The organism is Hymenobacter sp. 102, assembly GCF_049949205.1.
Classification (GTDB): domain Bacteria; phylum Bacteroidota; class Bacteroidia; order Cytophagales; family Hymenobacteraceae; genus Hymenobacter.
The window spans coordinates 4,386,859-4,400,439 of sequence record NZ_CP188172.1 but is presented as its reverse complement, the minus strand read 5'-3'; the positions used below and the strand labels follow the sequence as shown (position 1 = coordinate 4,400,439).

Genomic DNA, 13,581 nt, shown 5'->3' with positions numbered 1-13,581 from the left:
GCCAGGATGGCGGGCAGGCATTATTCGTACACCTGTACTTCCGGAATGGGCACCACAAAGCGGCCGCCCCACTCCCGGATGTCCTGCATCTGCTCCATGATTTCTTCGCGCAGGTTCCAGGGCAGAATCAGCACGTAATCGGGACGGGTCTGGCGGATCCGGTCGGGGTGGCAGATGGGAATGCGCGTGCCGGGCAGGAAGTTGCCCTGCTTGTGGGGGCTCACATCCACGGTATAGTCCAGAAAATCAGTCCGGATACCGCAGTAGTTCAGCAACGTATTCCCCTTGCCAGGGGCCCCGTAGCCTACCACCGTTTTACCGTCGCGCTTGGCAGTAATCAGGAATTCCAGCAGCTTGCGCTTAGTCTCTTTGGCGTTTTCCTCGAAGTTGGCATAGTAAGCCAGGTCCGTTACCCCGGCGGCCAGCTCCCGCTCCCGCAGTTCCCCCACCCGGGCCGTTGTGGGGTGGCAGTCGGCGGCCGTGTGCCGGGCATAGATGCGCAGGGACCCACCGTGCGTGGGCAGCTCTTCCACATCAAACAGCGTGAGGCCGTGGGAGGCGAAAATCTGCTCCACCGTGTAGAACGAGAGGTAGCTGAAATGTTCGTGGTAGATAGTATCGAACTGGTTGCCTTCCATAAGCCGCAGCAGGTGCGGAAATTCCATGGTGATGACTCCCCCCGGCTTAAGCAGTACGCGCATACCAGCCACAAAATCGTTGATATCCGGTACATGCGCTAGCACGTTGTTACCCAGCAGCAAATCGGCCTGCCCGCTCAGCTCGGCCACGTAGCGGGCCGTATCATACCCGAAAAAGCGCACCAGCGTGTTGATGCCCTTGGCCTGCGCGTAGCTGGCCACGTTGGTTGCCGGCTCAATGCCCAGCACCGGAATATTCTTCTCCACGAAGTACTGCAGCAGGTAGCCATCGTTGGAAGCTACCTCAATCACCAGGCTATTACGCCCCAGCCCGAACCGCTCGGTCATCAGGTCAGTGTAGCGGCGGGCATGCTTCAGCCAGGAGGCCGAGTAAGACGAGAAGTAGGCGTAGTCGTTCTGAAAAATCTCCTCCGACGTGACAAACTCATCCAGCTGCACCAGAAAACACTCGCGGCACACCCGGGCGTGCAGCGGATAGAAGGCCTCGGCCCGGTTGAATTCGTGGGGGCGCACGTGGTCCTGACAGAGCGGTGAGGTACCTAGATTCACGAACGTAAAATCCAGGGGGGCTCCGCAAAACCGGCAGGGACTGGCAGGGGGCTCAACCGGACTGGACAGCAGTTCTGCTGCTGCCAGAGTGCCTACTATTAGCGCCTCCGTATCGGGGCGCGCTGCTACGGGCGAGAACGAGGGTAGTGGTTCCATTGCCATATAAAGAGGAAGGATAATAGGCGGAAGAATCTGGAGAGCTGCCCAAGCAGCAGCAGACACTTACACGGTGGAGTGGGCGGGGGTCAGGACAGCGGCGGACCGGAAGTAGGCTTCCTGTTCGCGCCGCAGCCGGTCAATCAGTCGGCCTTCGGGCAGCAGCACGTCGTCGTAGGTCAGCACCTGGTCCTGGGGCACATCGTGGCGGAGGATGCAGCCTTCCGCTACGCCCAGGGGCAGCAGGTTTTCGCGCTGCGCTACGTCGGCATTCTCGGCCAGCCCATACGTGTGGTAGTGCCCAATGCCATCGAGCATCTGCCCGGGGTGCAGGGGCACCTTAGCCGCTGTTACTACTTCCACGCACATGGGACCGGCCGGAGCCAGGGCCGCATCCTGGAACAGCACGGCCCGCGCCACGGTAGTGGGCGTTTCGAAGTGACACAGGTGGTAGGGCGTGTAGAAGCAGTACAGTGGCCCGGGCCCCAGCTTGTAGAGCTTCAGATAGTGCTGCTGCACCGGGTCGTCGAGGGTACCCAGCACGAATACGCCGGGGCCGGGTTCGGCCCCCACTACGTAGTCCACTAAGCCGGGGCCGCCGTTCAGCAGCAGTTCCTGCGGGTACCACTCGGCGGCTTTGGTAATGGGTGTGCCCGGCTCCACGGTGGGGCCCAGCATCCCGCGTCGGGCTACCCGCATGTCCAAGGCATTGGCAATTACGGCCTGCTCAAAGCTGATTTTACTGCCATCGGCAAAGCTGGTCACCATGCTGGGATTCTGGCCCCATTGACGGGCAAAGCCTTCCTGAGTGGTCGGGTTGCGGTAGGGGTCGTGCAGGCCCTTGATGTTGCCGCAGAGCACGGGCGTTACCCCCAGCCCCTTCACGAAGCGGGCCAGGTTAAGCGTCACGCCGGGCTGGTCGCCGTCGGCCACGGTGTACACTACCCCGGCACGGTCGGCATACACCTTCAGAATGGGGCCCACGGTGCCATCCAGCTCGGCGTTCAGCAGGATAACGTGCTTGCCGTGCCGGATGGCTTCCAGCACCACGTGCGCCCCGTGCTCCACGGCTCCGGTTACCTCAATAATGGCCTCAATGCCGGCGGCCCGGCTGAGTAGCAGCGCATCCTCCGCAATAGCCTGGCGGCCCTGCTCCAGGCAGGCTTCCAGCTGCGCTACCGTAGTTACTTCGGTCACGTCCGTTACGCCGGCTTCGGCGTACACGGCGCGGGCCTTTTCGGGGGTGCGGTTGGCAATGGCCACCAGCTCCATGCCGGGCACGTAGCGGCAAATCTGGCGGGCCACTCCCCGGGCCATAAACCCGGCTCCTACCATTCCCACCCGAATGGGACGGCCTTCGCGCTGGCGTTTCTGCAGGGCAGTATCAATAATGAGCATGGGGTTGAGTTTAAAAAGGAGGGGATGTAAGCCGGAATGGGGGCCATGGTCCGGACCGGCCGGTTGAGGCCGCCTAGCCCTTTACTTCTTCCAGCTCCGGCAGGTGCAGCTGAAAATCAGGATGGTGCTGGTCCTTCTCGGAAATCAGCGTGGGGGCAACGGGCCACTGAATGCCGATGGACGGATCATTCCAGCGCAAGCCCCGCTCGGAGCCGGGCGTGTACTTGGCCGATACCTGGTAGCACACGTCAGTATTATCCTGTAGGGTAATGAAGCCGTGCGCGAAACGCCCCGGCACAAACAGCATCCGGAACGAGTCGGCCGTGAGCTCCACGCCCAGCCACTGCCCGTAGGTGGGCGACTCCTCCCGCAGGTCCACAATCACGTCGTAAATAGCACCGCGGGTGCAGCGCACCAGTTTGGTTTCCTCGTGGGGGGGCAGCTGGTAGTGCATCCCGCGCAGGGTACCTTTCTGGGGGTTGGAGGACACGTTGGCTTGCAGCGGCGGCATCAGAATGCCATGAGCGGCAAACTCATCTTCGCACCAGGATCGGGCAAAAAAGCCCCGTTCATCCGCCATGCGGTCCACATCAATAATAAAGGCGCCGGCCAGCTCGGTTTCAGTAAAAATCATGGCAGTGGTGATTTGGGTAGATGGTAGAACGGTGGGAGAAGAGAGTGGCCGGGAACAGGCCGGCGGCTAGCTAACCAGCACCGCCTGCCGCACCGGGCGTGCACTGCCGGCGCGCACCCAGTTCAGATCGTCGCCCAGCTCCTGCGAATTGCGCAGGGCCGTAAGCACGCGCAGGCGCATCAGCTCCGAAGACCGGAAGGCCGCATCCCGGAAGTTCATGGCCAGCAATCCGTCGCGCAGCTCGGCAATGGCATCTACCAGCGTGCGGCGGGGCTGGTGGGCCGGGGCCAGCTCCCGGTACAGGCTAAAATCGACGCGGTAGGAGCGTTTGTCCGGGGGCGCGTCGGCGTTGAGGCTCACGCGGGTGCCGGGCAGGGCGTCGGCTACGGCGTAGGCCAGCTCGCGCACCTGGTAGTTCCACTCGTCGGAGCCGGTATTGATGGCCAGGAACGTGCCCCCTACTTCAGTTGGGCGGCCAAGGGCCCACTCAATGGCCCGGGCCATGTCCTGCACGTGAATGAGGGGCCGCCAGGGCGTGCCATCACTCAGGATGCTGATTTCGCCGGCGGCCACGGCCCCGGCCACAAAGTCGTTCACCACCAAATCCAGCCGCAGCCGGTCGCTCCAGCCGCAGGCCGTAGCAAAGCGCAGGCAGGTCACCAGGAAGTTGTCGTCGGCCAGGGGGCGTAGTTCTATCTCGCTCAGCACTTTGGAGCGAGCGTAAGCCGTGAGCGGGTTGAGCTGAGAGCTTTCGGTTTTGGCGCCTTCGCCCCCGGCCCCGTACATACTGCACGAGGAGGCAAACACGAAGCTACGCACCCCGGCGGCCTTGGCCTGCCGGGCCAGCTCAATGGTGGCGTGGTAGTTCACGTCCAGCGTCACCTGCTCGTAGGTCTGGCCCATGGGGTCGTTGCTGATGGCGGCCAGGCTCACCACGGCATCTACACCCTCCAGCAGCCCCGGCGGCAGAGCGCGCACGTCCCCGAAAACCTGCCGGTCCAGCCGCGTCTCGGGCAGGCGCGCGGCCCCGGTGAGGCAGTGCGCGAAGTAGCCCATATCGTAGCCAATCAGCTCGGCCTGCGGAAACTGCTGACGCAGGTGGCGCACTACGCCGGGCCCCACGTAGCCCATATTACCCGTGATAAGAATGCGCTGCATACGGTGAAAGGTGAATTTGTGAAGTGGTGAAATGGTGAGTTTGCTGTTCGGTGATGACTTAGCGCAGTTTGATCCGACAGGACGACAAACTCACCATTTCACCACTTCACAAATTCACCGCTTAGTCGGCGGGCATGATGGTGGGGGCGGCCACGCGTTCCGAGGGGGGTGCTACCAGCGGGGAGGCCAGGATATCGGCCAGCACGGGGTCGGGTTCCATGGGCTCGGGGGCATTATCCCATACTTTCCATTTGGCGCGGCCCTGCTGCCACATTTCCTCCAGCATGTTTTTGTCGCGCAGAGTATCCATGGGCTGCCAGAAGCCCGTGTGGCGGAAAGCAGCCAGCCGGCCCTCGGCGGCCAGGCGCTCCAGCGGGGCCTTTTCCCACACGGTATCGTCGTCGGTGATGTAGTTCAGCACTTCCGGCTCCAGCACGAAGAAGCCACCGTTGATCCAGGGCGTTTCGCCGCCCTCGGGCTTCTCGGTAAAGCTGCTCACGCGGCTGCTTTCTTCCGAGAGATTAAACACCCCGAAGCGACCCGGCTGCCGCACGGCCGTGAGGGTGGCCAGGGCTCCCTGCTGCCGGTGGTAGCGCACGGCCGCCCGAATGTCCACGTCGCCCACCCCGTCGCCGTAGGTCAGGCAGAACGGCTCCCCGGGCGTAAGGTAGTCGCGCACCCGGCGTAAGCGCCCCCCGGTCATGGTTTCCTGGCCGGTATCCACCAGCGTCACGGTCCAGGGCTCGGCGTGGTTGCGGTGAATTTGCATCTCGTTGCGGTCCATGCGGAACGTCACATCAGAGTTATGCAGGAAATAATCAGAAAAATACTGCTTGATCATATGGCCTTTATAGCCACAGCACACCACAAACTCCCGGATGCCGTGGTAGGCATAAATCTTCATGATGTGCCACAGAATAGGCTTGCCCCCTATTTCCACCATAGGTTTGGGCCGTACGCCGCTTTCCTCGCTAATGCGGGTGCCGTAGCCACCTGCCAGAATCACTGCTTTCATAGGAGTTGGGAAGTAGAGGGAGACGGATGTCAGAAAAGAAGTCAGCAAGACGACCCTTAACCACTTCTGCTCGCCTGATCAGGCTGGGCTAAGGTTTCAGAAATATACCATATATTATAATATTGTCAATAAAAATTATTATTATTTTTAATAATAAGTAAATTATAACACATTATTATCCTGTGTATATCCTATACGCCTGCCCAACCCGTTCTGCCACGAGTACGCCGCAGTGAAATCGGGCCGCAAGCGGAGGGGCGCTGGCCTACGCTACCGGTCGGGGTAGCGGCCTACCTACCAGTTGGGCAGTAACCCGCCGGGCCACCAGATACATAAAGCGGGAGTTGGTGAGTAGGTAGCGGCGCCACAGGCGCCGGGGTTCCAGCCAGAGCCGGTAGGCCCATTCCAGCCACAGCTTACGCGCCCATACCGGCAAGCGGCGCTCCAGCCCGGCATACACCGGAAAGGCCTGCCCTACACCCAACATGCACGCCCGGATACGGCCTTGGTGGGCGGCCATCCAACGTTCCTGCCGGGGGCAGCCCAAAGCCACAAATACCAAGTCGGGGTCCGTGGCATTGATGGCAGCTACCTCAGCGGCATCTTCCTCGGGCGTAAGCGGGCGAAATGGTGGCGAGCAGGTGCCCGCAATGCGTAGCGTGGGCAGCTCGCGGCGGGCCCGGGCTACAATGGCGGCCAGCACCTCCTCAGTAGTACCGTAGAAATACACTGATTGTCCGCTATGGGCCGCTGCTTCCAGCAGGGCCGGCAGCAAATCCATGCCGGCCACCCGGGGTTGGGGGGTACTACCCGGGTTCAGCCGGTGCAGGGCGGCGGCCACTGGGCTACCGTCGGGGGCTACCAGGGCCGCATTGTCCAGAATCTGCCGGAAGCCGGGGTCCTGCTGCGCCTCCACTACCATATGCACATTGGCAAAGCATACGTAAGCAGATACACGCTGGGCCCCGAGCCGGAGAATAGCGGCCACGAACTCAGCCGGAGTACCGGTTGAAATCCACGAATCCAGAACGGATAGCTTGGGCAGCATCGGTGAATGAGGGAATGAGTGAGCTGGCAGTTCTGACGACCCGAAACACCTGGTAAGAGGGTATCGTGCATGGCAAGCTCACGCATTCCCCCCTTTACGCATTCGTTGCTCAGTAGGCATTCTTCTCACCGCGTACCATATTCCATACGGTGAGGAAGATAATTTTCATATCCAGCCCGAACGACCAGTTTTCCACATATTTCAGGTCGTATTCCACGCGCTTTTCCATGGTGCCGGCCTCCCGGGTTTCGCCCCGGTAGCCGTTCACCTGCGCATACCCGGTAATGCCAGGCGTAACAGCGTGGCGCATCTGATAGGTGCGGATGTGCTTACTGTATTCTTCCAGCTGCGAAATCATGTTGGGGCGCGGCCCCACCACCGACATGTGGCCCAGCAGCACATTGAAGAACTGGGGCAGTTCGTCGAGGTTGTATTTGCGCAGGTAGCGGCCGACCCGGGTGATGCGCGCGTCGCCCTTGGTGGCCTGCAGCTCCGTCTGGCCGTGGTTGGTGCGCATGGTGCGCAGCTTGTAGCACGGAAACAGCTGATTGCGCTTGCCGGGCCGCATCTGTTTAAAGAAAACCGGGCCTGGCGAATCCAGTTTGATGATGATGGCCAGCACGGACAGGACCACCGGAAACAGCAGCAGGATAACGGCCAGTGAAAAGGCAATATCAAACAGCCGCTTCAGCACCTGATTGGCCTGAATACCCAGAGGCTCGTGCCGGATGGTAAGGATTGGCAGGTGGTCGTAGAAGTACACGTTCACATCTTTACGGACGGTGCCGCGAAAATCAGGTACGATTCGAAAAGCCAGAAAGTGGTCGTCGGCGAAGCGCGACAGGTCCTCAATCAGTTGCCGCCGGTCCAGGGGCATGGCAAAGTAGATTTCGTCGATCTGCTCGTGCAGGCAATAGGTTTTCAGCTCAGCCAGGCGGCCCTGCACCAGTGGCCGCAGAGCATCGGGCAAAGCTGCTGCCGCATCCGTGAAAAAGCCCATAAACTGGTTTCCAATCGGGTCATGCGACTCCAGGAAACGGTACAGTTCCTGCCCGCTGGGCCCGGCCCCCACAATCACGAAGCGGCGACTGGGATGGGCCAGATGCCGGTGGTAGGCCCGGTACAGAAACGTAAGCAGAAAGCGGCCGGCCACCACGCCCGTTACCGCAAAGCTGTACACGGCAAACAGGTACTCGGCCGGGGGCCAGTACAGGCCCAGCAGCAATATGGCCAGCAGCACGACCCCGCTGTGCAACACGAAGGTGCGCATCAGGTACAGGAGTTTTTCCGGGTAGGTAATCAGCCGGTCGGTGCGGTAGATGTTAGCAAACTGCCCCGACAGAATCCACCATAGCAGCGCAAAAATGGCGTAGAAAAACGGGTAGTAGCTGTTAAACTCCCAGCTCCCCAGGTGCTGGTAGCCTGCCAGCCGGAAAGCCCCGAAAATAAGCAGCACATCTACCAGGGGCAGAATGATGCGGGAAGCGTCTGAGTAGTGCCGGTAACGTTCCATGCGATGCAGAGGAGAGGTGTGCGCAATAGACTCAAGCAGGATGGTGGGAACAGAACAGAGCAAATCGAAGCAACTTCGAACTTCTACAAAGGAAGCAATATTTATGTTTTAAACAATAATTTTTATTACTTTTTTATAAATAAAGACTAGAAATCCTTTATTTGATTAAATCCGCATGGCAGCTGAAGCACTGATTTTGTCGTGCGCGAGTGTTCCCTGCGCGCCCTGTCCTCTTACCCAACCACCTCAGCACCCTATGGTAAGCTACCACCAGCAAGCCGGGTAACTTCTGCATGAATAAATACAGCCGGGATGGGACTCTAGCGCAGCCAACTCCACACACCTGGCACAGGGGATGGCCCCTTCCCTGCCCCAATGCCGGGCATTTCCCCTGCTACCCCCTGATTGTTCGCCAGCTTAACTGTCTGCCAGAAGCTGAATACCCTTCTTTTCAGGATACAAAACACTCATTATCAATTCAAAACGAAGACATATCTTATTTTTCAACTTGGATATATAACGCTCTATCGAGCTTTTTCGTAGTTTCGTCTGCCAGTCAGTTACAGGTGTGTGTCTGCTGGCAAGAGCTTCCTATTGCAACACAAAGGCCCCAGCTGACGAGTTGGGGCCTTTTTTGTGGTGGCGCGTTGCAGGTATTGCCGGGCCTGAGCAGCACCTGCACTGCGGCCTGCTGCTTACCTCGTATCTTTGCGCTATCATGGCTGCTCCCGATTCTATTGCTCAGATTCTGACCCGGCACAAGCTGCGCCACACTCCCGTGCGGCGGGCGGTGCTGCAGGTATTGTCCGGCTCGCCGTTTGCCTTATCGGGCCACGAGGTAGAACAGCAGCTGCGCGAAGACGTAGACCGAATCACGCTGTACCGCACCCTTAAAACTTTTGAAGAAAGCGGGCTGATTCATCGGGTAATTGATACCAGCGACACGGTGCGGTACGCGGCCTGCGCCGTTGGCTGCACCGCGCAGGCTCACTTCGACGACCACGTGCATTTCAAATGCACCAGTTGCCAGCACATCTTCTGCCTCAACCAAGTGGCTATTCCGGCCGTGACGCTGCCGCCCAGCTTTCAGGCTCAGACCCGCGACTATCTGCTGGCTGGTGTGTGCCAGCAGTGCCAGCCGTAAGCGTCTGCCGCCCCCTCATCTGCCTACTCCGCTGCCCGCCTACGTGTCTGACAAAATCGGGCAAACCGGGCAACTGGCGCATGGGCACGAAACCCGCCAGCGTACCTTCCTGACCGGGTGGGGAGCAACACAACCCGGGATTCTCCGGCACATCGCGCCACTGCTATTCCTTCGCCGGCTGCCTCGGTAGCGGCGCGAAGCCCCCGGTGCGCCTGTCGCATCCTGAGCCACATGCACACAATATTCTGCTCTCGTCAGTCCTTACAGCCTGAAGGCCGTACTGGTTAGTCAACTAACTAGGCTGTGTCTGAAAAGTGGTGTTGCAAAATGCGCCGAATACAGGCCAACAAGGCCATGTTGAGGAAGTGTGCATCATGTTTGTCGTAGCGAGTAGCCACGCGGCGGTGCTCCTTGAGCGAACCGAAAAAGCGCTCTACGACGTTGCGGCAGGCATACCGTTGCGGCTCGATGCGCGGCGGGCGGCCGCGTCGGCGGCAGTGCTGGCCTGCGGCAGGCCGGCGCCGCGGAATGACCGCGCGAATGCGGCGCCGGCGCAGCCAGCGGCGGATGTGCTGTGCGTCGTAGCCGCGGTCGGCAATGAGCTGACGCGGTCGGCGGCGGGCGCGTACCTGCTCGCACAAGGGCTCGAACTGCGGCGCGTCGTGGCGCTGCCCGGCCGAGAGCTGCAGGGCCAGTGGCGTGCCCGCTCCGTCGCAGACCACGTGCAGCTTCGTGGTCAGACCACCGCGGCTGCGCCCGAGGCACTGGGCTTTTTTTTCGCCCCGCCGGCCGCGCTTTTCGTGGCGCGCACCGTGGTCGAGTCCACCAGCCACGTGTCCAGGTCGAGCAGCCCATCTTGGTCCAGGCGTAAGCGCAAGGCGGCCAGCACCCGCTCGAAGGTGCCGTCCGAGGACCAGCGCCGGAACCGCTCGTAAGCCGTTTGCCACGGGCCGTAGCGCGCCGGCAAGTCCCGCCACGCCGCACCCGTGCACAGGATCCACAACAACGCGTTCCACAGCGGCCGGTCGTCGCGCCGCGGCCGGCCCGTGCGCTGCGGTGGCAACTCGGCTGCCACCACGACCCACTGCGCATCCGTTAACTCGTATCGTGCTGCCATACTCTAAGTTAAGCAACACCACTTTTCAGACACAGCCTAGGCTGTATGAACACGGAACAGAACGAACCCCGGCCCACTAATAACGAAATCAACCCTAAACCCACCAGCTACCCCACCGCCGAGGAGAGCATGGAGGTGAAGCCCGACTGGGATATGTCGAATTACCGGGCGGCAGATAAGCTGCGCGGCAAAGTAGCTCTCATCACTGGCGGCGACTCCGGCATCGGGCGGGCGGTGGCCCTGGCGTTTGCCATGGAGGGTGCCGATGTAGCTATCCTCTACCAGACCAACGCCGGGGACGCCGCCGTAGTGGGCCAGGCGGTGGAGGCGCAGGGCCGAAAATTTCTGGCTATTCAGTGCGATGTACGCTCCGCCACCGAGTGCCGGGAGGCTGTGCGCCGCACCTACCACGAGTTGGGCGGCTTCAATATTCTGGTGAATAACGCCGCCTACCAGATGGGCTACGAAAACTTTGAAACTATTCCGGAGGAAAATATTCACCGCACCTTCGACACCAACATTAAGGGCTACTTTTTCATGGCTCAGGCTGCCATACCTTTCATGAAGGAAGGCGACTACATCATTAATACCGGCAGCATTGTGGGGCTGCTGGGTCACCCGCATCAGCTGGATTACTCCAGCACGAAGGGTGCCATTCACACCTTCACGAAAGGCCTGGCCGCGTACCTGGGCAAGAAAAAAATCCGGGTAAATGCCGTACTCCCCGGCCCTATCTGGACGCCCCTTATCCCGGGCACCATGCTGAAAGAGGACCTCAAGAAGTTTGGGGAAGACACCCATCTGGGCCGCCCCGGCCAGCCCGAAGAACTGGCCCCAGCCTACGTGTATTTTGCCTCCCAGGATGGCAGCTACGCTACCGGCGCGCTGCTGGAAGTAACCGGCGGCATGCCCAAGGCCGGCTGAGCACAGCGTACACTGGCTGAAATCTTACTAGTGGCCCCGCGCGTAGCGGGGCCACTGGCGTTTAAGGTGCAGCCCGCCCCCAGCCCGGGGCTGCTGTGGCTGGCGCGTTGGCCCTATCTTGCGGTTTCGCACCGTTTTTGCGTTTTCTTATGCTGCATTTTCTACTAATTGACTGCCCCGACGAACCGGGGCTGGTGTACCGCGTGACCGAGGTATTGTACCGCCACAGGCTCAACGTGCTGCGCAACGGCGAGTTTGTGGAGCGTGAGGACAGCCACTTCTTCATGCGCACTGAGTTTGAAGGAGCCTGCGAACCGGAGGCGCTACTGTCCGACTTGCGGGCGGCCCTGCCCACCACGGCCCGCATCCGGCTGCGCGACGACCAGCCCCGCCGCATTGTGGTACTGGCCACCAAGGAACATCATTGCCTGTCGGAGCTGCTGGTGCGCCACTTTTTTGGGCAACTGCACGCCGAAATCCTGGCTGTCATCAGCAACCACGATAACCTGCGCGGGCTGACCGAGCGCCTGAATGTGCCTTACCACCACATCAGCGCCGAGGGCGTTTCGCGGGAGGCGCACGAGGCGGCCGTGCTGCAGCAGATTCAGCACTACGAGCCGGAGTTTGTGGTGCTGGCCCGCTACATGCGCATTTTGTCGCCGGAGTTCGTGGCGAATTTTCCCGAGCGGCTCATCAACATTCACCACAGCTTTTTGCCGGCCTTCATCGGGGCCAGTCCGTATGCGCAGGCTTATGCCCGGGGCGTAAAGAGCATCGGGGCCACGGCGCACTTCGTTACCGACCAGCTCGACCAAGGCCCCATCATTGCCCAGAGCGTCATCCCCACGGACCACACCCAGAACGCCCACGACATGGCCCAGGCCGGCCGCGACGTGGAGAAACTGACTTTGGCCCGGGCCCTCACGCTGGTATTCCGGGAGCAGGTAGCCGTGCACCGCAACAAAACCATCGTGTTCGAATAGGCGAATCTGCTCCGCTTCATTCGCAGCCCGCTACTACAATGGCCCTTTTGGCAGCACTTGTGCAGTGCTGCCAAAAGGGCCATTGTAGTAGCGGGCAACTTCAGGCCGGCTCAACCGCCCCCGGATACGCCCGCTACGATGGCGTGGACGTGTAATGCTCATCAATGGCCCGGCCCATAGCTTCCCGGAACGTGACCAGCAACCGACTCCGCTCCTGCTCCGGCATGCTTTGCAGGGCCTGCTCAAAGGTGAGGCGATACACGTGGGCCATAAATGCGGCACCATACGTAACAAAAAAACCGTCGTGCACTTTTGTAAAGGCCTCTTTTTCGGCGGATGAAATGGAAAGCGAAAGTGCCAGCCACTCCTTGGCATTATTTGCCAGACTCAATTGCAAATCCTTATCCATCTACCAGGTACGCAAAAATCAGAAACCAGAAAAAAGCCTAAACCCTTGGCTACTCCTGCCGCCGGTAGGGCCGAAACATGCCGGGAGCCACGTACGGTGCCGGCTGCCCCACGCCGCCGTGCGCTGCAAAAAAGGCCTGCACGGCGGCTTCCAGCCCAGGCCGGTCGTGCAGGCCGACGGAAGCCAGTATATCCTGCGCGGCCAGCGGCGCGGCCAGCAGACTTAGCCGACAGGCCTCAATACCCAACGGGTGCTCAATGAACAGCCGGGCCCCATCCTGGGCTAGAATTTCGTGCTGGTAGCGCCAAGCGTGGGCAAATGGCGGGCGTTGGGCACTGGGGGCATTGTCGGTAGCGGCAAAGCCCAGGCTTCGCAGGTAAGAATCGGTCATGTGAATCGATGAAAAAGAATGAATAGAAGTCAGGTAGTCTGTACTTCAGCCGGCCAGTTTACCTGCCGCAGCAGTACCCGGAACTCGGCTTCCGACGCTATCCGCCCCTGAAAGCAATACAATAGCTGCCCATTCACGGCCTCCAGCAACGTCAGCTCATCATCCGAGTAGAGCACAATGGTTTCCTGGCCGCACTCACTGGGGCGGCTGAAACGGGTTTGCCCCGCCGGGGAGGCAAACTGCGTGAAGCCAAATGACCGCAAAAGCGCGGCGGTTGGCTGATAGAAGGCGGACATGGAAGAAACCCGTAAATGGGACGCCGGACCGGATGGCGGGGCGGTAAACCGAACCTGGAACCCGGCTTCGGCAAGTAACGCGTGGCCGGTTGCAGGCAGCACGCGGATCAGGCGCTTCCGTAAGAAAACACCGTTTCTGAAAGATACGCAAATTCTGCCCGGCACCGCCGGACCGGGCTTCCGGCAC

General features: G+C 60.6%; 13 protein-coding genes and 1 pseudogene. 3 read left to right on the top strand and 11 right to left on the bottom strand.

Annotated elements, in window-relative coordinates; translation table 11 throughout:
- Positions 1–20 precede the first annotated feature (20 nt).
- From ACN19L_RS18975 to ACN19L_RS18945, 7 genes are all read right to left on the bottom strand, one after another.
- Positions 21–1,364, bottom strand: a complete 1,344-nt coding sequence (locus ACN19L_RS18975) for a methyltransferase domain-containing protein (RefSeq protein ID WP_426491030.1) — start codon at positions 1,362–1,364, stop codon at positions 21–23.
- Positions 1,365–1,430: 66 nt separating this feature from the next.
- Positions 1,431–2,762 (bottom strand): NAD(P)H-dependent oxidoreductase, encoded by a 1,332-nt coding sequence (locus tag ACN19L_RS18970; RefSeq protein WP_426491029.1) that lies wholly within the window; start codon positions 2,760–2,762, stop codon positions 1,431–1,433.
- A 73-nt stretch (positions 2,763–2,835) separates the two neighbouring features.
- A complete protein-coding gene (gene rfbC, locus ACN19L_RS18965) occupies positions 2,836–3,396 on the bottom strand; it encodes a dTDP-4-dehydrorhamnose 3,5-epimerase (RefSeq protein ID WP_426491028.1) in 561 nt (186 codons plus the stop codon).
- A 66-nt stretch (positions 3,397–3,462) separates the two neighbouring features.
- A complete protein-coding gene (locus ACN19L_RS18960; protein WP_426491027.1) occupies positions 3,463–4,554 on the bottom strand; it encodes an NAD-dependent epimerase/dehydratase family protein in 1,092 nt (363 codons plus the stop codon).
- A 121-nt stretch (positions 4,555–4,675) separates the two neighbouring features.
- Complete coding sequence (gene rfbF, locus ACN19L_RS18955) at positions 4,676–5,569, bottom strand: glucose-1-phosphate cytidylyltransferase (protein WP_426491026.1); 894 nt, start codon at positions 5,567–5,569, stop codon at positions 4,676–4,678.
- Between the two features lie 265 nt (positions 5,570–5,834).
- Entirely contained in the window at positions 5,835–6,617 is a 783-nt protein-coding gene (locus tag ACN19L_RS18950) for a WecB/TagA/CpsF family glycosyltransferase (RefSeq protein WP_426491025.1), read from the bottom strand.
- Between the two features lie 109 nt (positions 6,618–6,726).
- The gene (locus ACN19L_RS18945; protein ID WP_426491024.1) at positions 6,727–8,130 is read right to left on the bottom strand and encodes an undecaprenyl-phosphate glucose phosphotransferase; all 1,404 of its coding nucleotides are present in this window, start codon (positions 8,128–8,130) and stop codon (positions 6,727–6,729) included.
- A gap of 718 nt (positions 8,131–8,848) precedes the next feature.
- On the opposite strand from ACN19L_RS18945, the gene ACN19L_RS18940 reads away from it, so the two are divergent.
- Positions 8,849–9,274 (top strand): Fur family transcriptional regulator, encoded by a 426-nt coding sequence (locus tag ACN19L_RS18940; protein ID WP_426491023.1) that lies wholly within the window; start codon positions 8,849–8,851, stop codon positions 9,272–9,274.
- A 296-nt stretch (positions 9,275–9,570) separates the two neighbouring features.
- Here ACN19L_RS18940 and ACN19L_RS18935 read toward each other — a convergent pair.
- Positions 9,571–10,391 (bottom strand): annotated as a pseudogene (locus ACN19L_RS18935) (IS5 family transposase).
- Positions 10,392–10,436: 45 nt separating this feature from the next.
- On the opposite strand from ACN19L_RS18935, the gene ACN19L_RS18930 reads away from it, so the two are divergent.
- Both ACN19L_RS18930 and purU read left to right on the top strand, forming a co-directional pair.
- On the top strand, positions 10,437–11,315 hold the full coding sequence (locus ACN19L_RS18930) for an SDR family oxidoreductase (RefSeq protein ID WP_426491022.1): 879 nt from the start codon (positions 10,437–10,439) through the stop codon (positions 11,313–11,315).
- A gap of 149 nt (positions 11,316–11,464) precedes the next feature.
- On the top strand, positions 11,465–12,298 hold the full coding sequence (gene purU, locus ACN19L_RS18925; protein WP_426491021.1) for a formyltetrahydrofolate deformylase: 834 nt from the start codon (positions 11,465–11,467) through the stop codon (positions 12,296–12,298).
- Positions 12,299–12,431: 133 nt separating this feature from the next.
- Here purU and ACN19L_RS18920 read toward each other — a convergent pair whose 3' ends face one another.
- Genes ACN19L_RS18920 through ACN19L_RS18910 form a run of 3 tightly spaced genes read right to left on the bottom strand, consistent with a single transcriptional unit; the run spans position 12,432 to position 13,394 of the window.
- On the bottom strand, positions 12,432–12,707 hold the full coding sequence (locus ACN19L_RS18920; protein ID WP_426491020.1) for a hypothetical protein: 276 nt from the start codon (positions 12,705–12,707) through the stop codon (positions 12,432–12,434).
- Between the two features lie 49 nt (positions 12,708–12,756).
- On the bottom strand, positions 12,757–13,098 hold the full coding sequence (locus tag ACN19L_RS18915; RefSeq protein ID WP_426491019.1) for a hypothetical protein: 342 nt from the start codon (positions 13,096–13,098) through the stop codon (positions 12,757–12,759).
- Positions 13,099–13,127: 29 nt separating this feature from the next.
- Positions 13,128–13,394: a hypothetical protein gene (locus tag ACN19L_RS18910; RefSeq protein ID WP_426491018.1), complete on the bottom strand. Its 267-nt coding sequence runs from the start codon at positions 13,392–13,394 to the stop codon at positions 13,128–13,130.
- Positions 13,395–13,581 lie beyond the last annotated feature (187 nt).